Origin of the sequence: Microbacterium sp. LMI13-1-1.1, assembly GCF_040815625.1 — a bacterium.
GTDB classification, from domain to species: domain Bacteria; phylum Actinomycetota; class Actinomycetes; order Actinomycetales; family Microbacteriaceae; genus Microbacterium; species Microbacterium forte.
In genome coordinates this window covers 1,245,239-1,267,955 of record NZ_JBFPNL010000001.1, presented here as the reverse complement: position 1 = coordinate 1,267,955, position 22,717 = coordinate 1,245,239, and the positions used below count along the sequence as shown (strand labels likewise).

Here is a 22,717-nt window from a genome sequence, read left to right as displayed (position 1 = left end):
AGGGTGTGGGCATGCCGATCGAACACCAGACGCGTCCTGCGCGCCGGAGTGTCGATCGGATGGTCCTTCCCGTCGTCGTCGTCGTTCTGTTCGGCGCGGCGATGATCGCGTCGGCGATCCAGGGTCAGCCGACGTTCCGCCCCACCGAGCCGATTCCCGAGGGGACGGCAGAGCCGCTGCCCACCGTGTCGCCGGGTGGAACCGGGCTCCCCGAGCCGGTGGAGGTCGAACCCACGAACGCCGCGCTCGCGCAGACTCTCACGGTGATCCTGATGGTCCTGGTCGCGGCCGGGATCGTCGCGCTCCTCGTGATCGCCGCCAGAGCCCTGCTTCGAGCATGGCGAGATCGCCCGCTCCGGCGTCGTGACGCAGCCGTCGTCGCATCCGAGGTCGATCAGCTCGCATCGACCCAGACAGCGGACGTCGCGGTCGGGGTGCTGCAACGCGGGATCGCCGGCGCACTGGCGACGATCGATGAGCGTGCCACGGCCTCGGATGCCATCGTCGCCGCGTGGATCGGTCTCGAAGAGAGCGCGGCGGACGCGGGGGTGAAGCGTGCGGCGAGCGAGACTCCGGGGGAGTTCGTGGTGCGGATCATCACTCTGCGGCCGGGCGCCGCCGACGACGCTGCGGCATTGCTGCGCCTCTATGAGAGCGTCCGCTTCGGCACGCGGGTGGCCGACGAACATGATCGGGCCTCGGCGCGACAGGCCCTGCGGCGCATCGAGGGGGTGTGGCGATGAGCGCGCGGAGAACACTTCTCGCGATCGGTGCGGCGGTCGTCGCTGCTCTCGCCCTCCTCGGCTTCGGCTTCACCTGGCCGTTCGTGATCGGCTGGAGTCTGCTGATCTGCGCGGTCGGTCTGCTCGGACAACTCGTGATGCCGCTCGAGCCCGGCTTCGACGCCCCGCGTATCGACACGGAACGCCATCGTCGGCCGACCGAGATCTCTCGGATGGCGTGGGCCCTGAACACTCACACCGGTATCGCCGGACAGCAGATCACCCGACGCGTCAGCGCGATCCTCCGTCATCGGCTGGTGCGCCAGGGAATCGACCCGGACAACCCGGAGGACAGGGCACGACTCACCGCGGTGATCGGACCCGGGCTCTGGGAACAGCTGACGGGTCCCGCCCCGACGATCGTCGACATCGAACGGGCCCTGGATGCCGTCGATCGACTGAACCCTTCCTCACCCGGCGAGCCGTCGCTCGCGTCGCACGCCCCGGCCACCGGCCAGGCGCGGCCCTCGCTGTTCCGTCGATCAAGGAGATGACATGACGAGCCCCGCAGAGATCGCCGACACCGGAGCCAGGATCCTCGCCGCGGTGAGGACGGTCGTGGTGGGCATGGACGACCCCGTCGAGATCGCGCTCGCGACGATTCTCGCGGGTGGTCACGTGCTGTTCGAGGACGTGCCAGGGCTGGGAAAGACCCTCGCCGCTCGCAGTCTCGCGTCGGCCCTGGGGCTGTCGTTCCGTCGGTTGCAGTGCACCCCCGACATGCTCCCGGGCGACGTGACCGGATCGTACGTGTACGCACCGGACTCGGGCGACTTCGTCTTCCGTCCCGGGCCGATCTTCACCGGTCTGCTGCTCGCCGACGAGGTCAACAGAACCACCCCGAAGACGCAGTCGGCGATGCTCGAGGCGATGGCGGAGCGACAGGTGACGGTCGAGGGCAACAGCTTCGCGCTGCCGGCGCCGTTCCATGTGATCGCGACGTCGAATCCGATCGAGTACGAGGGCACCTACGCGCTTCCCGAGGCGCAGCTCGACAGATTCATGGTGCGGCTGTCCGTGGGCTATCCGGACGCGGACAACGAGGCTCGGATCCTGGAGAACCGGGTGAGCCGGCGACAGGAGGCGACCCACGTCGCCCCGGTGATCGATGCCGACCAGCTCGTCGCCCTGCAGAACGCGGTCGAAGCCATCCACGTCGATCAGGACATCACCCGCTACTGCGTCGAGATCACCCGCGCCACGCGGAATGCGCCGAACGTCGAGGTCGGGGCCTCGCCGCGAGGTTCGCTCGGTCTGCTGCTGCTCGGACGAGCGCTGGCGGCGATGGACGGTCGCGACTACGTGCGCCCGGACGACATCAAGCGCATCGCCGTGCCTGTTCTGGCCCATCGACTCACCCTCACTCCGCAGGCATGGGCTCAGGGTGCGTCGGCGTCCGATGTGGTTCGATCGGTCGTCGGTCAGGTGGCGGTGCCGCCGACTGTCGGGGCGCTCGGATGACGGATGATCCCGACGCGGGGCGTCGTGGGCCGGTGCTGTCGGTGGCGATCGGCGGCGCGGTGATCCTCGCCGTCGTCGGCCTTCTGTCGTCCCGACCGGACGTCGCGGCCATGGGCCTGCCTCTGGCCCTCTGGAGCGGGTTCGCGATCGCACGAGGCACCGCCGGGGGCGAGGCGAAGGTCACGATCGATGCGCTGCCGGGACAGGATGGAGAACTGCTCACCGCGATCGCCGTCGAGAGCGACGCGGAAGCCGTCGAGATGGTGATCGTGCAGTCGGAGCGCCGCACCAGGCGAGTGATCGTGCCTGGGGGCGGATCATCCGTCACCGCCCGCAGCACCGTCCTGCATTCCGGGCCGGCGATTCCTGTGCAAGCCGCGGCGAGAGGGTTCTCTCTCGAGGGCGCGGCGCTCTCGAAGACAGCGGGGCGCGTCGCGGCCGGACGCCAGGTGGCACCGCCCCGCCGACCGATCGATGCGCTGCCGTTGCCGCGACGACTGATCGGGTCGCACGGTGCTCACGAGGGGCGCCGTCAGGGCCAGGGCGGTGACTTCAGGGACATCCACGCCTTCGCTCCGGGGGACGAGCTCCGCCGCGTGGACTGGCGGGCCACGGCGCGGATGGCACGCAGGCCGGGGGATCTGCTGGTTCGACGGACGAACACCCTGAGCGACTCCTCCGTCGTGATCGCGATGGACACGTCGGAAGACCTCGGAGAGGTCGTTTCGTCATGGGGGAGCGGCGATCTCGAACGCAGTGGCGTGACGTCGCTCGACCTCGCGCGGGAGGCCGCCCGCGCGATCGCCGACTCGGCCATCGGCGCGGGCGACCGCGTCGCTCTGCACGTGCTCGTGCACGGGGGCCGGTCGCTGCGCAGCGGCAGCGGATCGAGGCACCTCGCGCGCGTGGTGGCGGCCATCGCCGCGACAGGTCAGGCACGAGAGGATGCGTCCTTCCGCCGCACGCCTCCCGTGCCGCACGGCTCGGTCATCTTCGTGCTGTCGACGTTCTTCGAGGGCGCGGCGGCACAGACGGCGCTGATGTGGAGGGTGAGCGGTCATCGAGTCGTCGCCGTCGACGTGCTTCCGCCGCTCGATCGCACGCGTCTCACCCGGGCACAGCTCATCGGCCTTCGCACCGTGCTCGCCGAGCGGGAGAACGTGTTCGCCGATCTGCACGGCGCCGGAGTCGATGTGGTCACCTGGGCCGATGATCCGTCATCGGCGCTGCTCTCGATCGCGAGGGCGCGCCGATGAGGGGGAACGACTCGCTGCAGACCGGGCCGGCCGTCTCCTGGCTCGTCGTGCGGGGCGCGCTCGTCGCCGTCGTCGCCGCCGGGGCCGTCGCCCTGTGCCCGCTGATCGGGTGGCAGGTGGCCGCTGTCGTGCTGGCGATCGTCGCCGCCGCCCTCCCGCAGACGTTCGCGGCGTGGGGATCGGTCGGCTGCCTCGTGATCGGGATGCTGATCTCGGAGCCCGATCTCGGGCGCGCGATGATCGCGGTGCTCGTCGTGCAGCTCATCCACGTGCTGATGTCGCTCTCGCTCGTGATCCCCGCGGGTTCCCGAGTGGTGATCGCCGCGCTCCGGCCCAGCGCACTGCGGCTGCTCGTCGTCCAGGCGATCGCCCAGCCGGTGACCGTCGCGGTGATGGTCGTCGGCGGAGCCGCGGCGCAGGGATCGGCGCAGACGGTGCCGTGGGCCGCCATCGCGGGAGCCGGAGCCGTCGTGGCGCTCGCGGTGACCCTGGTCGTGAGGGCGAACCGCCGAGCACCGTGAGGCGATGCCTTCCCTGTGAGCCCTCACGGAGCCAATGTCTGTGGCCCCTCGTAGACTTGATCAGTGCCTATCGTCCCGGTTGCAACCCCAGGAAAACTCAGCGTTCGCGGTGCCCGCGTACACAATCTGAAGAACGTCGACATCGACATCCCACGCGACTCCCTCGTCGTGTTCACCGGCCTGTCCGGTTCGGGAAAGTCCAGTCTCGCGTTCGACACGATCTTCGCCGAAGGGCAGCGTCGCTACGTCGAGTCGCTGAGCGCGTACGCGCGCCAGTTCCTCGGCCAGGTCGACCGGCCAGACGTCGACTTCATCGAGGGGCTCAGCCCCGCGGTGTCGATCGATCAGAAGTCGACCAACCGCAACCCGCGGTCGACGGTCGGCACGATCACCGAGATCTACGACTACATGCGTCTGCTCTGGGCGCGCATCGGCATTCCGCACTGCCCCGAGTGCGGTGAGCGCATCCAGCGACAGACCGTGCAGCAGATCGCCGACCAGCTGATGGAGCTGCCCGAGCGGACGCGCTACCAGATCGTCGCGCCCATCGTCTCTCAGAAGAAGGGCGAGTTCGTCGATCTGTTCCGCGAGCTGGGCGCCAAGGGATACTCCCGCGCGATCGTCGACGGAGACCTGATCCAGCTCGCCGAGCCGCCCACGCTGAAGAAGAGCTACAAGCACGACATCGCCGTGGTCGTCGATCGTCTGGTCGCGGCCGACGACATCCTCGGTCGTGTCACCGACTCGGTCGAGACCGCACTCGGACTCGCCGGCGGCGTCGTGCAGGTGAACTTCGTCGACGAAGAGGGCGACGACGCCTGGCAGTCGTTCTCCGAGAAGCTCGCGTGCCCGAACGGGCACGCGCTGTCCCTCACCGAGATCGAGCCGCGCACCTTCTCCTTCAACGCGCCGTTCGGCGCATGCCCCGCCTGCTCGGGGCTCGGCACCCGCATGTCGGTGGACATCGACCTGATGCTCGGTGACGAGGAGCTCTCCATCCGCGAGGGCGCGATCGTCCCCTGGACCACCCAGGGCAAGGGCCTCTTCCAGTACTACGAGCGCCTGCTCGAGGGCCTGGCCGACGACCTCAACTTCTCGCTCGACACCCCGTGGCAGGACCTCAGGGTCGACGTGCAGGACGCGATCCTCCGCGGAGACAACTACAAGGTCACGGTCAAGTTCAAGAATCGGTACGGGCGCGAGATGCGTTACGCGTCCGGCTTCGAGGGTGTCGTCCCCTACATCGAGCGGCAGTACGCGCAGGCCGAGTCCGATACGCAGCGCTCTCGCTGGGGCGAGTACCTCCGCGAGGTGCCGTGCCCCGTGTGCGACGGCAACCGTCTCAAGCCCGAGGTGCTCGCGGTGCAGGTGCACGGTCACTCGATCGCCGAGGTGTCGCACCTGAGCCTCGCCGATGCGCGCTCGTTCATGGAGACCCTCACTCTCACCGACCGCGAGGCGAAGATCGCGGCGCAGGTGCTGCGTGAGATCCGCTTGCGACTCGACTTCCTGCTGCAGGTCGGGCTCTCGTATCTCAACCTCAGCCGCTCGGCCGGATCGCTCTCGGGCGGCGAAGCACAGCGCATCCGCCTCGCGACGCAGATCGGGTCGGGCCTCACCGGTGTGCTCTACGTGCTCGACGAGCCGTCGATCGGTCTGCACCAGCGCGACAACCGTCGACTGATCGACACCCTTCTGAAGCTCCGTGACCTCGGCAACACGCTCATCGTCGTCGAGCACGACGAAGAGACCATCGAGTCGGCTGACTGGGTCGTCGACATCGGTCCGGGCGCGGGAGTGAACGGCGGTGAGGTGGTGCATTCCGGTTCGTACGAGGCACTACTGAACGAGCCGGACTCGATGACGGGACAGTACCTCTCCGGTCGTCGCGAGATCCCGACCCCTGCGAAGCGCCGCAAGCTCGACAAGAAGCGGATGCTCAGCGTCGTCGGTGCCCGCGAGAACAACCTGAAGAACGTCAGCGTGAACTTCCCGCTGGGTGTTCTGACGGCGGTCACCGGAGTGTCGGGATCGGGCAAGTCGTCGCTCGTCAACGACATCCTCTACCAGGTGCTCGCCTCGCGGCTCAACGGCGCCCGCACGGTTCCCGGAAAGCACACCCGAGTCTCGGGACTCGACAACCTCGACAAGGTCGTGCACGTCGACCAGGCGCCGATCGGCCGCACGCCGCGCTCGAACCCGGCCACCTACACCGGCGTCTTCGATCGCATCCGCTCGCTCTTCAGCGAGACGCCGGAGGCGAAGGTCCGCGGCTACCAGCCGGGGCGCTTCAGCTTCAACGTCAAGGGCGGCCGCTGCGAGGCGTGCTCGGGCGACGGCACGATCAAGATCGAGATGAACTTCCTGCCAGACGTCTACGTCGACTGCGAGGTCTGCCACGGCAAGCGCTACAACCGCGACACGCTGTCGGTGCACTACAAGGGCAAGAACATCGCCGAGGTCCTCGAGATGCCGATCGCCGAGGCGGCGGAGTTCTTCGAGCCCATCCAGGCGATCCACCGTTACATGAAGACCCTCGTCGACGTGGGCCTCGGCTACGTGCGTCTCGGTCAGTCGGCGACGACACTGTCGGGCGGCGAGGCGCAGCGCGTCAAGCTCGCCACGGAGCTCCAGCGTCGCAGCAACGGCCGCAGCATCTATGTGCTCGACGAGCCGACCACGGGGTTGCACTTCGAAGACGTGCGCAAGCTCCTCGAGGTGCTGAACGGGCTCGTCGACAAGGGCAACACGGTGATCGTCATCGAGCACAACCTCGATGTGATCAAGTCCGCCGACTGGGTGATCGACCTCGGACCGGAGGGTGGTTCCGGTGGTGGTGAGATCCTGGCGACGGGCACCCCCGAGCAGATCGCGCGAGTCGAGGACAGTCACACGGGCCAGTTCCTCGCCGAGATCCTGGGTGAGGGGCGCTCTGCGCGGAAGGCCAGCTGATGGCCGACGTCCTGCCGTACAAGCCGCGGGCTGGTGAGATCCCCACCAACCCCGGCGTGTACCGATTCCGCGACGCCGATGGACGCGTGCTCTATGTCGGCAAGGCGAAGAACCTGCGTCAACGTCTGTCGAACTATTTCGCGCCGTTGCGCACGCTCCACGAGCGCACCAGACGGATGGTCACCACGGCGTCCTCCGTCGAATGGACGGTCGTCTCGACCGACGTGGACTCATTGCAGCTCGAGTACATGTGGATCAAGGAGTTCGATCCGCCCTTCAACGTGCGCTACAAGGACGACAAGTCCTACCCGTTCATGGCCGTGACGCTGGGCGATGAGGCGCCGCGAGTGATCGTCACCCGCAACCGCAAGATCCCCGGTGCGCGCTACTTCGGTCCCTATCCGAAGGTCTGGGCGGTTCACGAGACGATCGACCTGATGGTCAAGGCGTTCCCGATCCGCACCTGCAGCGACTCCAGCTACAAGCGCGCGATGCAGACGGGGCGTCCGTGCTTTCCGGGGCAGATCGGCAAGTGCGGCGGGCCGTGCTCGATGACGGTCACCATCGAGGAGCACCGTGCGATGGTCGACGACTTCGTCGCGTTCATGGCCGGAGGCGACGAGCGCTTCACCCGAGAGCTGACGAAGAGGATGCTGGCCGCCTCCGCTGCGATGGACTATGAGGCCGCCGCCAGATTCCGCGACAAGCTGACGGCGATCGAGGCGGTGCTGGGCAAGAGCGCGCTGGTGCTCGCGACCGACGAGGATGCCGACCTGTTCGGAATCGCGGAGGACGAGCTCGCCGCAGCGGTGCAGCACTTCGTGATCCGCGGCGGACGCGTCCGAGGCGTCCGCGCGATGACGATCGAGAAGGAGATCGACATCTCGACGGCCGACCTGGTCGACCAGGTGCTGCAGCGCGCGTACGGAGATGCCCAGGACGTGCCGCGGCGAATCATCGTGCCGACGCTGCCGGACGACGCGGCCGAGCTCGAGGTGTGGCTGCGCGAGCGGCGAGGCAAGAAGGTCGAGATCGCCGTCGCCCAGCGCGGTCAGCGCGCCGACCTCATGCGCACCGCGACACTCAACGCGCAGCAGGCGTTGATCCGCTACAAGACCCGTCGCACGAGCGACTACATCGCGCGCACGCAGGCTCTCACAGATCTCCAGGAGGCGCTGGGGATGTCGGAGGCGCCGTTGCGCATCGAGTGCTTCGACATCTCGCACCTCGGCGGCACGAACGTGGTGGCGTCGATGGTGGTCTTCGAAGACGGGCTGCCGCGAAAAGATCAGTATCGTTCGTTCAACATCGCCGAGACCACGGACGACACCGACTCGATGTACCAGGTGCTTCGACGTCGTCTCGCCTACCTCGATCGTCCCGAGGAGGCCGAAGAGCCCGCAGCAGCCGTGGGCGTCCCTGGAGAGTCGGAGGACGACCTCGACGAGGTCGTCGTCGAGGTCAAGCGCAAGCCCCGCTTCGCCTACCCGCCGCAGCTGCTGCTCGTCGACGGCGGGCAGCCCCAGGTCGAGGCGGCCGCGCGGGCACTCCGAGACGCCGGTCACACCGAGATCGCCGTGTGCGGCATCGCCAAGAGGCTCGAGGAGATCTGGCTCCCCGGGGATGACTTCCCGGTGATCCTGCCTCGGACCAGTGAGTCGCTCTACCTGCTCCAGCGACTGAGGGACGAAGCACACCGATTCGCGATCACGCACCAGCGCAAACGACGCAGGAACGACATCACGTCGATCCTCGCCGAGGTTCCCGGGCTCGGTGCGGCGCGGATAAAGGTCCTGCTCAAGCACTTCGGATCCGTCACCGCACTGCGGTCTGCGCCGCCCGAGGCGATTCAGGAGGTGCAGGGGATCGGGCCTGTGCTCGCCGAGAACATCCATACGCATCTCTCTTCTCGCTAGGCTGGGGGAGCGGGGGAGAAGGAGTAACCATGACTGACGGGGACAAAGGCGAGTTCCTCATCGTCACGGGCATGTCGGGCGCTGGACGCACGACGGTCGCGAACGCACTCGAGGACCTCGGCTGGTATGTCGTGGACAACCTGCCGCCGCAGATTCTCCGTCCATTGCTGGACCTCACCGACATGGGTGGCAACGCCTTGCCCAAGGTCGCCGCCGTGGTGGACGTCCGAGGACGCAACCTCTTCGACGATTTCCCCGGCGTGGCGCGGGCGTTGCGGTCGCGCGGTTCGGTGCGCGTGCTGTTCCTGGATGCGTCCGACGACGTCCTCGTGCGTCGATTCGAGGCCGTCCGCAGGCCGCATCCGCTCCAGGGCGACGGCACCCTGCTCGACGGCATTCGCATCGAGCGCCTCCGCCTCGCGCCGATCCGCGAGTCGGCCGACCTCGTGGTCGACACCTCAGCGCTCAACATCCATCAGCTCGCCACGCAGGTGTCCGACCTGTTCTCCGAAGAGGGTGCAGCGCGGCACCGTGTGACGCTCATGAGCTTCGGGTTCAAGTACGGTCTTCCGACCGATGTCGACATCGTCGCGGACATGCGCTTCCTGCCCAATCCCTTCTGGAACGAAGAGCTCCGCGGCCTGACGGGTCAAGACGAAGCGGTGAAGAACTACGTGCTCTCCCGTGAAGGCGCCGCAGAGTTCCTCGATTCCTACACGTCGGCGCTCACCCCGGTGCTCGAGGGGTATCAGCGCGAGAACAAGAGCCACTCGACGATCGCTATCGGCTGCACAGGCGGCAAGCACCGCTCGGTCGCCATGGTGGAGGAGCTTGCTCGTCGGCTCGCGTCCGTGCCCGGAGTGGCCGTCAACGTGCGTCATCGGGACCTCGGCAGGGAATAGCAGGAGCCTCCGTCAGAGTAGGCTGGAGGTTTGCGCCGCGATCCGGCGCGTGAGCGTAGAGGAGTGTCGTGGCACTAACCACCGACGTCAAGGCTGAGCTTGTCAGCATCCGTAATGCACCCCCGACGGTGCGTGTCGCGGAGGTCACCTCTATCCTCCGGTTCGCCGGCGGACTGCACTCCATCGCCGGGCGGGTCGCCGTCGAGGCGGAGGTGGATGCCGAGATCCTCGCGCAGCGTGTCGCGCGCGACCTCGCGGAGATCTACGGTGTTCGGCCAGAGATCGCTCAGGTGCAGTCGAGCACGGCGAACGACGGAGCGCGGTGGGCTGTCAGGGTGATCGCGTCGGGGGAGACCCTCGCACGCCAGACCGGTCTGCTCGACCAGCGCCGTCGCCCGGTCCGCGGACTTCCCAACCGTCTCACCACGGGATCCCGCGCAGAGGTCGCCGGGCTGTGGCGTGGAGCGTTCCTCGCCGCGGGAACCCTGAGTGAACCGGGCCGCTCTGCCATGCTCGAGGTCGCCTGCCCGTCGTCTGAGGCAGCCATGGCGCTCGTCGGCGCCGCGCACCGCCTCGGAGTGGCTGCGAAGGCACGCGAGGTGCGCGGCATGCCCCGCGTCGTCGTCCGCGAGGGCGAGGCCATCCGCACGATCCTCAGCGAGATGGGTGCACAGAAGACCGCTGTCGCCTGGGAGGAGATGCGCCAGCGCCGCGAGGTGCGAGCGGGTGTGAACCGTCTCGTGAACTTCGATGACGCCAACCTGCGTCGTTCCGCGCAGGCCGCTGTCGCCGCCTGCGCCCGTGTGGAGCGCGCTCTCGAGATCCTCGCCGACGAGGTGCCCGACCATCTCAAGGTCGCCGGTGAGCTGCGCCTCGCGCACCGAGACGCGAGCCTCGACGAGCTGGGCCACCACGCCGACCCGCCGATGACGAAGGATGCCGTCGCCGGCCGCATCCGCCGTCTTCTGGCCATGGCCGACAAGCGTGCGCAGCAGGAGGGCATCCCGGGTACCGAGGCCGCCGTGCCCGCCGGACTCGACGTCTGAGCCCGTCCATCGACATCAGCGAGGCGATCCCTGTCAAGGGGTCGCCTCGCTTCGTCATATGGGGGAAGGATCAGGGTCGGCGACACGTTGTCGTCACTAGGATGAGTTAAGTCCGCTCTACGCCGCACCTCGGCGGCGCAGAGGATCGGCAAGCGCCGCGGCGCGGCGCGGATTGGATGAAAGCGACATGGCGATTTACACGCTCCCCGACCTTCCCTACGACTTCGCAGCCCTCGAGCCGCACATCAGCGGCAAGATCATGGAGCTGCACCATGACAAGCACCACGCGACCTACGTCGCCGGCGCGAACACCGCCCTCGAGCAGCTCGCCGAGGCCCGCGACAGCGGCAACCTCGCCAACGTCAACAAGCTCGAGAAGGACCTCGCGTTCAACCTCGGCGGTCACGTCAACCACTCGATCTTCTGGACCAACCTGTCGCCGACCGGCGGCGGACAGCCCGAGGGCGAGCTCAAGGCAGCCATCGACGAGTTCTTCGGCTCGTTCGAGAAGTTCCAGGCGCACTTCACCGCGAACGCCCTCGGAATCCAGGGCTCCGGCTGGTCGGTGCTCAGCTGGGACTCGATCGGCCAGCGTCTGATCATCCAGCAGCTGTTCGACCAGCAGTCGAACACGGCGCAGGGCACCGTGCCGCTGTTCCAGCTCGACATGTGGGAGCACGCCTTCTACCTCGACTACCTCAACGTCAAGGCCGACTACGTCAAGGCCGCGTGGAACATCGCCAACTGGGAGAACGTCGCTCAGCGCTTCGAGGTCGCCCGCGAGAAGACGAACGGCCTGCTGGTACTGTCGTAATCGGGTCGCGTCCCGACGGGCCCAGTCTCGTCGGGACGCCATCTCAGCCAAAAACCCCCGCGCATCGCGTAAGCACTTTTGCTGCGCACAGCGCACGAGAAACAGGGAGACCTGAGTGTCTGTCAAGATCGGTATCAACGGCTTCGGCCGCATCGGACGCAACTACTTCCGCGCGGCTCTCGCGCAGGGAGCGGACATCGAGATCGTCGCGGTCAACGACCTCACCGACAACAAGACCCTTGCCCACCTTCTGAAGTACGACTCTGTGGGCGGCGTCCTCGACGCTGACATCAGCTTCGACGACGAGAGCATCACGGTCAACGGCAAGGCGATCAAGGCGTTCGCAGAGCGCGATCCCGCCAACCTTCCGTGGGGTGAGCTGGGCGTCGACATCGTCATCGAGTCGACCGGCTTCTTCACCAAGGCCGAGGCTGCCAAGAAGCACATCGATGCGGGCGCCAAGAAGGTGCTCATCTCAGCTCCCGGCACCGGTGTCGACGGCACCTTCGTCATGGGCGTGAACGAGGACACGTACAACCCGGAGACCGATCACATCATCTCCAACGCCTCCTGCACGACCAACTGCCTCGCGCCGCTGGCCCAGGTCTTCAACGACGCGTTCGGCATCGACCGCGGCTTCATGATGACCGCTCACGCCTACACCGCAGATCAGAACCTGCAGGACGGCCCGCACAGCGACCTGCGTCGTGCACGCGCCGCTGCGATCAACATCACCCCGGCCTCCACCGGTGCAGCCAAGGCGATCGGCGAGGTTCTGCCCGAGCTCCAGGGCAAGCTGAGCGGCTCGTCGTACCGCGTTCCGGTTCCCACCGGCTCGATCGTCGACCTGACGCTGATCACCGACCGCGAGAACCTCACGGTCGAAGAGGTCAACGAGGCCTACAAGAAGGCTGCTGCCGATGGTCGCCTCGCCGGCTTCCTGCAGTACAACGAAGACCAGATCGTCTCGAGCGACATCGTGCACAACCCGCACTCGTCGATCTTCGACGCGACCCTGACCAACGTCAGCGGCAACCTGGTCAAGGTCTCCAGCTGGTACGACAACGAGTGGGGCTACTCCAACCGTCTCGTCGACCTGACCGAGTACGTGGCCGAGCGTCTCTGAGACACCTCCCATGACTCTGCGCACCCTGGATTCACTGGGTTCGCTCGAGGGCAAGCGCGTCATCGTCCGTTGTGATCTCAACGTCCCCCTCCGGGACGGGATCATCACGGACGATGGCCGTGTCCGCGCCTCGTTGCCTACCCTCAACGCACTGATCAACGCGGGCGCCCGCGTCATCGTGTGCTCGCACCTCGGACGCCCCGACGGTGCGCCCGACCCGCAGTACAGCCTCGCGCCGGTCGCCCAGCGACTGTCCGAGCTGCTCGGCAAGCCGGTCGCGTTCGCACGCGACACCGTCGGCGAGTCGGCCCAGGAGGCCGTGGCCTCGCTCGAGGACGGCGACATCGTCGTCATCGAGAACCTGCGGTTCAACCCGGGGGAGACCTCGAAGGACGATGCCGAGCGCGGCGCCTTCGCGGCTCAGCTCGCAGAGCTCGGTGACGTGCTCGTCTCCGATGGTTTCGGTGTCGTGCATCGCAAGCAGGCGAGCGTCTACGACCTCGCCGAGCTGCTGCCCTCCGCTGCCGGTCTGCTGATCGCGACAGAGCTCGACGTGCTCGACCGTCTCACCGAGAACCCCGAGCGCCCGTACGCGGTCGTGCTCGGCGGGTCGAAGGTGAGCGACAAGCTCGGCGTCATCTCGCACCTGCTGCCTCGCGTGGATCGCATCCTCGTCGGCGGCGGCATGCTGTTCACCTTCCTGAAGGCGCAGGGCCACGCCGTGGCCTCCAGCCTCCTCGAAGAGGATCAGCTCGAGACGGTGCGCGGCTACATCGCCGAGGCCGAGAAGCGCGGCGTGGAGCTCGTGCTCCCGACCGACGTGGTCGTCGCCTCCTCGTTCTCGGCGGATGCCGACCACGAGGTGACGGCTGCGGACGCGATCGAGGACACGGCGTTCGGCGCTGCCGGAATCGGCCTGGACATCGGTCCCGAGACTGCGGCGCGATTCGCGGAGGTCATCCGCGAATCGAAGACGGTGTTCTGGAACGGTCCGATGGGCGTGTTCGAGTTCCCGGCGTTCGCCGGCGGCACCAAGACCGTCGCGCAGGCGCTCACCGAGGTAGACGGCCTCAGCGTCGTCGGCGGCGGTGACTCGGCCGCGGCCGTGCGTCAGCTCGGCTTCGCCGACGACCAGTTCGGTCACATCTCGACCGGCGGCGGCGCCAGCCTCGAGTTCCTCGAGGGCAAGAAACTACCCGGCCTGGAGGTGCTCGGATGGGCCTGAACGCCCGTACCCCGCTGATCGCGGGAAACTGGAAGATGAACCTCGACCACCTGCAGGCGGTCGCGTTCGTGCAGAAGCTGCACTGGACTCTCAAGGATGCCAAGCACGAGGACGGATCGGTCGAGGTCGCGGTCTTCCCGCCCTTCACCGACATCCGCAGCGTGCAGACGCTGATCGACGCAGACAAGATCCCGTTCGCGCTGGGTGCGCAGGACCTCTCGGCACACGACTCCGGTGCGTACACCGGTGAGGTGTCGGGAGCGTTCCTGGCGAAGCTCGACGCGAAGTACGTCATCATCGGTCACTCCGAGCGCCGCGAATACCACGCGGAGTCGGACGACGTCGTGGCGGCCAAGACGAAGGCAGCGCTCAAGCACGGCCTCTCGCCGGTCATCTGCGTCGGCGAGACGGCCGAAGACCTGGAGAAGTTCGGCGCGAGCGCGGTTCCGGCCGGTCAGCTCGAGGTCGCTCTTCAGGGGCTCTCGAAGGATGCCGACATCGTTGTGGCGTACGAGCCCGTCTGGGCCATCGGCTCCGGACAGGCGGCCACGCCGCAGCAGGCACAGGATGTCTGTGCCGCGCTGCGCGCGGTGATCGCCAAGGTCCTCGGTGACGACGCTGCCGCGCGCACCCGGATCCTGTACGGCGGATCGGTCAAGGCGGCCAACATCGCCAGCTTCATGCGTGAGCCCGATGTCGACGGCGCACTGGTCGGAGGCGCGAGCCTCGTGGTCGACGAGTTCGCTGCGATCATCCGCTTCGAGAAGCACGTAGGCGTGTGAGTGTGGCGGGGCTCCGGCCCCGCCGCACCGTATACTTGACCGTTACCGGGGCAATCCTGCCCCAGCGAAAGGCTCTTCCTCGTGGAAATTCTCGAGTTCGTCCTGCAGGTGGTGCTGGGCATAACCAGCGTCCTGCTGACTCTCCTCATCCTCCTCCACAAGGGTCGCGGTGGCGGCCTCTCCGACATGTTCGGTGGCGGAATGACGTCGGCTGTCGGCTCGTCGGGTCTCGCTGAGCGCAATCTCAACCGCTTCACCGTGGTCCTCGCCCTGGCGTGGTTCGTGGCGATCGTGGCGCTCGGTCTCATCACGAAGTTCGAGGTGATCTGATGGCTACCGGCGGCAATGCGATCCGAGGAACCCGTGTCGGTTCCGGCCCCATGGGCGAGCAGGACCACGGCTACCACGCCGACCGCATCGCGGTCTCGTACTGGGACGGCCTCGGCAACGAGACGGTCCGCTACTTCGCCGCGGGACTCCCGGAAGAGGAGATCCCCGAGACGATCGACCACCCCCAGTCAGGTCTGCCGGCCGGACGAGACAAGGCGAACCCGCCCGCACTCGCGAAGCCGGAGCCGTACAAGACCCACCTCGCGTATGTGAAGGAGCGTCGCACCGACGCAGAAGCCGTCCAGCTTCTCGAAGACGCGCTCACCCAGCTCCGTGAGCGTCGAGGTCAGTGACCTCGATCTGAACTCATGACAGAAGCCGCCGCGATCCGATCGCGGCGGCTTCTCTCGTATCGAGCGGGCGTGCTCACCGGCATCCATACGCGGCGTCGATGTAGGGCTGGGGCGGGTACCCGTAGGCCCAGACGCCGTTGGCGTCGTCGGTGAAGCCCATGCTGATCGCCCAGGCGGTGGCCCACTTCTCGATGCTGTCCTGGGTCGACGAGTCGTACATGTCCTCGCACTTCACGCTGATCGCGTGACCGACCTCGTGGGCGACGAGCGCTTTGCTGCGGTCGGCAGGCCACTGCTCCGCGACCGAGTTCGACAGTTCGATGGCCGCGCGATCGGGGTCGTCCCACCACCAGGTGGTGAGGCCTCCCATGCTGCCGTTGTAGCCGGCGTTGTTGACGATCTGATTCCAGTCGAACTCGAGCAGCACGCCGGGCGCGAGTGAGCGAGCGAAAGCCTCGATCTCCGTCCGTGCGGTCTGCAGGGGCCCGGCCTTCTCGGCGAGCTCGGCCTGTTCGGTCGCAACGACCTGCGCCGCTGCATCCTGCAGTGACACGAGTGTCTCGACGGCTGACGCGTCGAGGCGTTCTGTGCCGGATGCTCGCGATGCCGCGTCGCGCAGTGCGATCACTGCATCGTTCTTCGCCGAGAGATGCGCGGACTCGAATGCCGGTGCGGAATCGGCCGCAGAATGGAGGACGGCCGCGCCGGCGTCGGTCACGGACGTGTCGGCGGTGGTCAGCGGGGGCATCATGCTGTCGAGGTCGGCTGCCAGATCGTCGAGATCGCGTGTCTGCGCGGCCAGTTCGCCGGACGCTGCGAAGAGCTGCCAGAAGATGCCGGGTTTCTCATCTGCGGTCGGCAGGTCGTGGTCGAGAAGATCCTCCGCGGGAGTCACGACCTCGCGGGCATCGGTCGCGGCGGTCGACAGTGTTTCGCGGGCCGCTGGAGCGACGAGCACGCCGGAGTCGGTCTGCACGAGCAGGTCGGCGACGCCGAGGGTCGACGCGAGCGCGTCGAGCTCCTGCTGAAGTGCCTCTCCGGTGCTCGCGGTCGTGGCCAGGCTGGCGTCGAACTCGGTGCGAGCCTCGTCATAGCCGAGGCTGGCGGTGATCTGGAGAAGCCCCACCGTCACTGCGGCGACCGTCGCCGCGACCGCGCCCAGGATCAGCGTGGGGCGTCGCCTCCGCCTTCTCGGTGCCGCTTCCGGCACGCTGGCGAAGCGCGCAGGGAGCGCGTGGCCTCCGATCGCGGAGGAGGCCACATCGACGGGAGCAGGCATTCTGTGGAGACCTCCGTGGGGAACCGGCGTACCACGACTCTAATGAGTGCGCCGCCTGAGAGGAGAAATCCCGGGGAAGAACGAAGGCCCCCTCTGATCGCGGGGGCCTTCGTGGAATGAGGGGCTGACGAGAATCGAACTCGCATCATCTGTTTGGAAGACAGAGGCTTTACCACTAAGCTACAGCCCCGATGTCGGCGAGGTCCGGGAGGACTGTGCCGACTCATCGATCATAGCGGACTCATGTGGGTGCTCGTGTCCGTTAGACTCGGTGGGGCTGAATCTGCAAGCGGATTCCCCGGGGCGTAGCTCAGTTTGGTAGAGCGCCCGCTTTGGGAGCGGGAGGTCGCAGGTTCAACTCCTGTCGCCCCGACATGGCTTCAACGGCCTGACAGCCGCGATTCAGCGCGGAAATCACAAGGAGAGCACACCAGAATGGCGAACAGCACCGTCGAGAAGCTGACCCCGACCCGGGTCAAGCTCAGCATCACGGTCACCCCCGACGACCTCAAGCCCAGCATCGCGCACGCCTATGAGCACATCGCTCAGGACGTGCAGATCCCCGGCTTCCGCAAGGGCAAGGTCCCCGCTCCGATCATCGATCAGCGCATCGGGCGCGGTGCGGTCATCGAGCACGCGGTCAACGAGGGCCTCGACAAGTTCTTCCGCGACGCGACCGTCGAGCACAAGCTCCGCGTCGTCGGGCGTCCGGCCGCCGACATCACGCAGTGGCCGAACGAGAAGGACTTCTCGGGCGACCTGCTCGTCGACATCGAGGTGGACGTCCGTCCCGAGATCGAGCTTCCGTCGTACGACGGCATCACTGTCACCGTCGACGCCGTCGAGGCTGACGACGCGGCGCTCGACGCCGAGCTCGAGAACCTGCGCGCCCGTTTCGGCACGCTCGTTCCCGTCGACCGCCCGGCAGCGAAGGGTGACTTCGTCGAGCTGGACCTCGTCGCGACGATCGACGGCGCCGAGATCGACCGCGCAGAGGGCGTGTCGTACGAGGTCGGCTCGGGCGAGCTGCTCGAGGGCATCGACGACGCGATCGAGTCGCTCACCGCGGGTGAGGACACCACGTTCCGCTCCGCGCTCGTCGGCGGCGACCACGCCGGCTCCGAGGCCGAGGTCGCCGTGACCGTGAAGGCTGTCAAGGAGCGCGAGCTTCCCGAGGCCGACGACGACTTCGCGCAGATCGCCAGCGAGTTCGACACGATCGCCGAGCTCCGTGCGAGCCTCGCCGAGCGGGTCTCGCAGCAGGGCGTGTTCGCGCAGGGCTCCGCAGCGCGCGACAAGCTCGTCGAGACGCTCCTCGAGCAGATCGACATCCCGGTGCCGCCGAAGCTCATCGAGGACGAGGTGCACAACCACCTCGAGGGCGAGAACCGCCTCGAAGACGACGTGCACCGCGCCGAGGTGACCGAGGCCAGCGAGAAGCAGTTCCGCACGCAGGTGCTGCTCGACACGATCGCCGAGCAGGCCGACGTGCAGGTCTCGCAGGAGGAGCTCTCGCAGTACCTCATCCAGTCCGCATCGCAGTACGGCATGGCTCCGCAGGAGTTCGTCGAGGCTCTGCAGTCGTCCAACCAGCTTCCCGCGCTCGTCGGTGAGGTCGCCCGCAACAAGGCCCTCGCCATCGCGCTCGGCAAGGTCAAGGTCGTCGACACCAACGGCAAGCCTGTCGACCTTTCCGACTTCGTCGTGACCGACGACGAGGCCGAGGCTGAGGCCGACGCCACTGCTGACGAGAAGCCGGCCAAGAAGGCTCCTGCGAAGAAGGCCGCTGCGAAGAAGGCAGACGACGCCGACGCCGCTGAGAAGCCTGCTGCGAAGAAGCCCGCTGCGAAGAAGGCTCCCGCGAAGAAGGCCGACGACGCAGAGGCCGCTGAGAAGCCGGCTGCGAAGAAGCCCGCCGCCAAGAAGGCTCCGGCCAAGAAGGCGGCCGACAAGGCTGAGTGATCGAACACGATCTCGATGAAAGGGGCGGATGCTGCGGCATCCGCCCCTTTCTCGTGGAAGACGACACCCCGAGAGCGAGGACATGATGAAGACCTGGGACGAACGCATCGATGAGGTGTGGGACGACGCATCGGGTGAAGAAGTCGGCGAGGAGACGATCGCGCGGATCGACGCGCTGGCCGCCGAACGCGGGCTCGATGACGCGCGAGCGCAGTTCGAACGTGCGGGCGCGAGGGACTCCGCTGGGCGTCCCGCCGAGGCCGTGGAGCTCTACAGGCATGCTCTCGCTCTCGGACTCGACGACGAGCATCGCCCGCAGTGCGTCATCCAGCTCGCGAGCTCGCTGCGCAACCTCGGCGCCTACGACGACGCTCTCGCCGTGATCCTCGCGGAGCAGGAGCGGTCTGCCGACGGGCCCTACCGGGATGCCGTGGCGACAGTGCATGCGCTGATCCTGGCGAGTTCGGGAAAGCCGGCGCAGGGACTTTCGGTGGCGCTGCTGGCACTCGTGCCGCACCTCCCGCGCTACCACCGCTCGATGACCGCGTACGCACACGAGATCGCGGAACTCGACGCCTGATATGCCGACGGCGAACACGGCCTGAGCGCTGCGTTGTCGCCGGTAGATTCGAATCACTGAAACACGGAATCAGGAGCTGACATGGCTGCAGAACCCCTCCTCGCTACGAGCGTCTTCGACCGACTGTTGAAGGACCGCATCATCTGGCTGGGATCGGAGGTGCGCGACGACAATGCGAACGAGATCTGCGCGAAGATCCTCCTTCTCGCCGCAGAGGACTCCGAGAAGGACATCTACCTCTACATCAACTCGCCCGGCGGATCGATCACCGCGGGCATGGCGATCTACGACACGATGCAGTTCGTTCCGAACGACATCGTCACCGTCGGAATCGGCATGGCCGCATCGATGGGTCAGCTGCTGCTGACGGCAGGAACGAAGGGCAAGCGGTACATCACGCCCAATGCCCGCGTGCTGCTGCACCAGCCGCACGGTGGCTTCGGCGGCACGTCGAGCGACATCCAGACGCAGGCGCAGCTCATCACCTCGATGAAGAACCGCCTCGCCGAGATCACGGCGGCACAGACCGGCAAGTCGGTCGAGCAGATCAACGAAGACGGTGACCGCGACCGCTGGTTCACCGCCGATGAGGCGCTCGAATACGGATTCGTCGACCACATCCGCGACTCGGCCACCGACGTCGTCGGTGGCGGCGGAACCGACCAGGACATCAAGTAACGGAAAGCGAAAGGACTCCCATGTACGCACCCACCTTCCGCTCTGCCGGCGACCTGCCCTCCAGCCGCTACGTGCTCCCTCAGTTCGAGGAGCGCACGGCTTACGGCTTCAAGCGCCAGGATCCCTACAACAAGCTGTTCGAAGATCGCGTGATCTTCCTCGGCGTGCAGGTCGACGACGCGTCGGCCGACGACGTGATGGCCCAGCTTCTCGTTCTCGAGAGCCAGGACTCCGAGCGTGACATCACGATGTACATCAACTCGCCCGGTGGTTCCTTCACCGCGATGACGGCCATCTACGACACGATGCAGTACGTCGCGCCGCAGATCCAGACAGTGGTGCTCGGTCAGGCCGCTTCGGCCGCCTCGGTTCTGCTCGCAGGCGGGCACCCGGGCAAGCGTCTCGCCCTGCCCAACGCCCGCGTGCTCATGCACCAGCCGGCGATGGGCGAGGCCGGACACGGCCAGGCATCCGACATCGAGATCCAGGCGGCGGAGATCCTCCGCATGCGTACCTGGCTCGAAGAGACGATGGCTCGCCACACCGGCAAGTCCGTCGAGCAGGTCAACCGCGACATCGATCGCGACAAGATCCTGTCCGCCGCCGAGGCGCTGGACTACGGCATCGTCGACCAGGTGCTCACTTCGCGCAAGCGCATGTAGGCATCCGGCATGGAGAAGGACGTCGACCCCTCGGGGTCGGCGTCCTTTCGTCGTCTCCGGCGAAAGTGCGACGATCGCGTCGAAACTGCTCATATGAGCAGATGGGTGCGCGAACGGTGATGCCGTCGTAAGCTGGGGGAGGAAGGAGGATGCCATGGAAGAGGAACTGATCATGGTCCGCGTCGCCGAGCTGTACTACGACGAGGACAAGACACAGGACGAGATCGGCGCCCTCCTCAAGCTCTCCCGCTGGAAGGTGGGACGGCTTCTCACGCAGGCTCGGGAGCGTGGCATCGTCCGGATCGAGATCGTGCACCCGCGTGCGCGCCGGCTCGGACTCGAACGCCAGCTCGTCGAACGTCACGGGCTCACCGCCGCGGTGGTCGTTCCCTCTCCGGACGGCGATGACGGAACACTCGAGCGCGTCGCTCAGGCCGCAGCCGACTACCTCACCGCGATGCGGCCGGTGCCGCGCACTCTCGGCGTCAGCTGGGGGCGCACTCTGCGTGCCGTGGCCGAATCGCTGCCGGACGGCTGGGCGACAGGCGTGACGGTCGTGCAGCTCAACGGGGGAGTGAGCCTCAACCGGCGCTCCGGCGGAGCCGCGGGCCTCGCCGTCACGATCGCCCAGCGGGCATCCGGACACGTGTCCCTCCTGCCGAGCCCGGCGATCCTCGAGCGCGTCGAGACCAAGCAGGCGATCGAAGCCGACCGCACCGTCGCGGCCGTTCTCGTCGAGGCAGCCGAAGCGCAGGCGTTCCTGTTCACCGCGGGCCCGTGCGATGCGTCTTCCGCGCACGTCGAGAACGGCTACCTGTCGGCATCCGATGTCGAGGAGCTCGCACGTCGAGGTGCCGTGGGCGATGTCCTGGGGCGCTACATCGACGCCGACGGCAACATCGTCGACCCGCAGCTCGACGCCCGCACGGTCGGAGTCGACCTCGGGCGCCTGCGCGCAGCGAAGCGCTCGATCTTCGTCACCGCCGGTGACGCGAAACATGACATCGCGCGCACAGTCGTCACCAGCGGCCTGTGCAGCGTTCTGGTGACAGATGAGACCACAGCACGAGCATTGTTGGAGGAACGATGACGACCCAAGAACTCAGCCGCAGGACGGCGGTGGACGTTCTCGGCGGTGAGCCGGATGACGCCACGCTCCGCCGGTTCCTGCACGGACTGCCCGGTGTCGACGCCGTCGGCCTGGAGCAGCGCGCTGCCGGGCTCGGCACGCGGTCGATCAAGACCACCTCGAAGGCCTGGGCTCTCGACACGATCATCAAGCTGATCGACCTCACGACCCTCGAAGGCTCGGACACCCCGGGCAAGGTGCGGTCCCTCGTGGCCAAGGCCAAGAACCCGGATGCCGCAGATCCATCGACTCCGAAGGTCGCCGCCGTGTGCGTGTACGGCGACATGGTGGGCGACGCGGTCGAAGCGCTCGGTGCGCTGCACGGTGACCCCGATGACGGACTGATCTCGGTCGCAGCCGTCGCCACAGCCTTCCCGAGCGGTCGTTCGTCGCTCGCGATCAAGCTCGCCGACACCGCAGAGGCAGTCGCGGCAGGCGCGGACGAGATCGACATGGTGATCGACCGAGGCGCTTTCCTCTCGGGCCGATACGGGCTCGTCTACGACCAGATCGCCCACGTGAAGGAAGCCTGCCGTCGCGCGGACGGCTCGTATGCCTCGCTCAAGGTGATCCTCGAGACCGGCGAGCTCAACACCTACGACAACATCAAGCGCGCCTCGTGGCTCGGCATCCTCGCGGGTGGCGACTTCATCAAGACGTCCACAGGCAAGGTGCAGCCGGCGGCGACGCTTCCGACCACGCTGCTCATGCTCGAGACGGTGCGCGACTGGCACCGCGGCACGGGCGAGCGCATCGGCGTGAAGCCCGCGGGCGGCATCCGCGCGTCCAAGGACGCGGTGAAGTATCTCGTCACGGTCGCCGAGACCGTGGGCGAGGAGTGGCTCCAGCCACACCTCTTCCGCTTCGGCGCCTCGAGCCTTCTGAACGACGTGCTTCTGCAGCGTCAGAAGCTCACCACCGGCCACTACTCCGGCCCCGACTACGTCACGATCGACTAGGA

22 protein-coding genes and 2 tRNA genes are annotated in these 22,717 nt (G+C 67.2%); 22 read left to right on the top strand and 2 right to left on the bottom strand.

Features of this window, described 5'->3' with window-relative positions; genetic code table 11:
* The first annotated feature begins 11 nt into the window (after positions 1 to 11).
* The 15 genes from MRBLMI13_RS06240 to MRBLMI13_RS06170 all read left to right on the top strand — a co-directional run bounded on the left by MRBLMI13_RS06240 (position 12) and on the right by MRBLMI13_RS06170 (position 15,466).
* Positions 12 to 743, top strand: a complete 732-nt coding sequence (locus tag MRBLMI13_RS06240) for a DUF4129 domain-containing protein (RefSeq protein WP_367819698.1) — start codon at positions 12 to 14, stop codon at positions 741 to 743.
* Positions 740 to 1,276 (top strand): hypothetical protein, encoded by a 537-nt coding sequence (locus MRBLMI13_RS06235; RefSeq protein WP_367819700.1) that lies wholly within the window; start codon positions 740 to 742, stop codon positions 1,274 to 1,276. Before MRBLMI13_RS06240 ends, MRBLMI13_RS06235 begins: the two co-directional genes overlap by 4 nt.
* 1 nt (position 1,277) lies before the next feature.
* A complete protein-coding gene (locus MRBLMI13_RS06230; RefSeq protein ID WP_367819702.1) occupies positions 1,278 to 2,243 on the top strand; it encodes an AAA family ATPase in 966 nt (321 codons plus the stop codon).
* Positions 2,240 to 3,499 (top strand): DUF58 domain-containing protein, encoded by a 1,260-nt coding sequence (locus tag MRBLMI13_RS06225; RefSeq protein WP_367819704.1) that lies wholly within the window; start codon positions 2,240 to 2,242, stop codon positions 3,497 to 3,499. Before MRBLMI13_RS06230 ends, MRBLMI13_RS06225 begins: the two co-directional genes overlap by 4 nt.
* A complete protein-coding gene (locus MRBLMI13_RS06220) occupies positions 3,496 to 4,020 on the top strand; it encodes a hypothetical protein (protein WP_367819706.1) in 525 nt (174 codons plus the stop codon). The genes MRBLMI13_RS06225 and MRBLMI13_RS06220 overlap by 4 nt, the downstream gene beginning before the upstream one ends.
* Before the next feature lie 63 nt (positions 4,021 to 4,083).
* Complete coding sequence (gene uvrA, locus MRBLMI13_RS06215) at positions 4,084 to 6,972, top strand: excinuclease ABC subunit UvrA (RefSeq protein ID WP_056377241.1); 2,889 nt, start codon at positions 4,084 to 4,086, stop codon at positions 6,970 to 6,972.
* The gene (uvrC, locus tag MRBLMI13_RS06210) at positions 6,972 to 8,888 is read left to right on the top strand and encodes an excinuclease ABC subunit UvrC (protein WP_367819708.1); all 1,917 of its coding nucleotides are present in this window, start codon (positions 6,972 to 6,974) and stop codon (positions 8,886 to 8,888) included. Before uvrA ends, uvrC begins: the two co-directional genes overlap by 1 nt.
* Positions 8,889 to 8,917: 29 nt before the next feature.
* Positions 8,918 to 9,790, top strand: coding sequence for an RNase adapter RapZ (rapZ, locus tag MRBLMI13_RS06205; protein WP_056377245.1), 873 nt, complete (start codon positions 8,918 to 8,920; stop codon positions 9,788 to 9,790).
* A 68-nt stretch (positions 9,791 to 9,858) separates the two neighbouring features.
* A complete protein-coding gene (gene whiA, locus MRBLMI13_RS06200; protein ID WP_042540784.1) occupies positions 9,859 to 10,836 on the top strand; it encodes a DNA-binding protein WhiA in 978 nt (325 codons plus the stop codon).
* Between the two features lie 187 nt (positions 10,837 to 11,023).
* Positions 11,024 to 11,650, top strand: a complete 627-nt coding sequence (locus MRBLMI13_RS06195; RefSeq protein ID WP_367819711.1) for a superoxide dismutase — start codon at positions 11,024 to 11,026, stop codon at positions 11,648 to 11,650.
* A 115-nt stretch (positions 11,651 to 11,765) separates the two neighbouring features.
* A complete protein-coding gene (gene gap, locus MRBLMI13_RS06190; protein ID WP_042540782.1) occupies positions 11,766 to 12,776 on the top strand; it encodes a type I glyceraldehyde-3-phosphate dehydrogenase in 1,011 nt (336 codons plus the stop codon).
* A 10-nt stretch (positions 12,777 to 12,786) separates the two neighbouring features.
* Complete coding sequence (locus MRBLMI13_RS06185; RefSeq protein WP_042540781.1) at positions 12,787 to 14,001, top strand: phosphoglycerate kinase; 1,215 nt, start codon at positions 12,787 to 12,789, stop codon at positions 13,999 to 14,001.
* Entirely contained in the window at positions 13,992 to 14,783 is a 792-nt protein-coding gene (tpiA, locus tag MRBLMI13_RS06180) for a triose-phosphate isomerase (RefSeq protein WP_309689425.1), read from the top strand. Before MRBLMI13_RS06185 ends, tpiA begins: the two co-directional genes overlap by 10 nt.
* 81 nt (positions 14,784 to 14,864) lie before the next feature.
* Positions 14,865 to 15,113, top strand: coding sequence for a preprotein translocase subunit SecG (gene secG / locus MRBLMI13_RS06175; RefSeq protein WP_042540779.1), 249 nt, complete (start codon positions 14,865 to 14,867; stop codon positions 15,111 to 15,113).
* Positions 15,113 to 15,466, top strand: a complete 354-nt coding sequence (locus MRBLMI13_RS06170; protein WP_042540778.1) for an RNA polymerase-binding protein RbpA — start codon at positions 15,113 to 15,115, stop codon at positions 15,464 to 15,466. The genes secG and MRBLMI13_RS06170 overlap by 1 nt, the downstream gene beginning before the upstream one ends.
* A gap of 73 nt (positions 15,467 to 15,539) precedes the next feature.
* Here MRBLMI13_RS06170 and MRBLMI13_RS06165 read toward each other — a convergent pair whose 3' ends face one another.
* The gene (locus tag MRBLMI13_RS06165) at positions 15,540 to 16,745 is read right to left on the bottom strand and encodes a hypothetical protein (protein ID WP_367819716.1); all 1,206 of its coding nucleotides are present in this window, start codon (positions 16,743 to 16,745) and stop codon (positions 15,540 to 15,542) included.
* A gap of 119 nt (positions 16,746 to 16,864) precedes the next feature.
* Positions 16,865 to 16,935, bottom strand: a tRNA-Gly gene (locus tag MRBLMI13_RS06160).
* 109 nt (positions 16,936 to 17,044) lie between these two features.
* On the opposite strand from MRBLMI13_RS06160, the gene MRBLMI13_RS06155 reads away from it, so the two are divergent.
* From MRBLMI13_RS06155 to deoC, 7 genes are all read left to right on the top strand, one after another.
* A tRNA-Pro gene (locus MRBLMI13_RS06155) sits at positions 17,045 to 17,118 on the top strand.
* A 62-nt stretch (positions 17,119 to 17,180) separates the two neighbouring features.
* On the top strand, positions 17,181 to 18,707 hold the full coding sequence (gene tig, locus MRBLMI13_RS06150) for a trigger factor (RefSeq protein WP_367819718.1): 1,527 nt from the start codon (positions 17,181 to 17,183) through the stop codon (positions 18,705 to 18,707).
* Between the two features lie 82 nt (positions 18,708 to 18,789).
* Positions 18,790 to 19,287, top strand: coding sequence for a tetratricopeptide repeat protein (locus MRBLMI13_RS06145; RefSeq protein WP_335645037.1), 498 nt, complete (start codon positions 18,790 to 18,792; stop codon positions 19,285 to 19,287).
* Between the two features lie 81 nt (positions 19,288 to 19,368).
* The gene (locus MRBLMI13_RS06140) at positions 19,369 to 19,965 is read left to right on the top strand and encodes an ATP-dependent Clp protease proteolytic subunit (protein ID WP_042540775.1); all 597 of its coding nucleotides are present in this window, start codon (positions 19,369 to 19,371) and stop codon (positions 19,963 to 19,965) included.
* A 20-nt stretch (positions 19,966 to 19,985) separates the two neighbouring features.
* Positions 19,986 to 20,627 carry an ATP-dependent Clp protease proteolytic subunit gene (locus MRBLMI13_RS06135; RefSeq protein WP_042540774.1) on the top strand — a complete coding sequence of 214 codons (642 nt, stop codon included), beginning with the start codon at positions 19,986 to 19,988 and terminating at the stop codon, positions 20,625 to 20,627.
* A gap of 154 nt (positions 20,628 to 20,781) precedes the next feature.
* A complete protein-coding gene (locus tag MRBLMI13_RS06130; RefSeq protein WP_056377254.1) occupies positions 20,782 to 21,717 on the top strand; it encodes a sugar-binding transcriptional regulator in 936 nt (311 codons plus the stop codon).
* Positions 21,714 to 22,715 (top strand): deoxyribose-phosphate aldolase, encoded by a 1,002-nt coding sequence (deoC, locus tag MRBLMI13_RS06125; RefSeq protein WP_367819721.1) that lies wholly within the window; start codon positions 21,714 to 21,716, stop codon positions 22,713 to 22,715. The genes MRBLMI13_RS06130 and deoC overlap by 4 nt, the downstream gene beginning before the upstream one ends.
* The last annotated feature ends 2 nt before the right edge of the window (positions 22,716 to 22,717 follow it).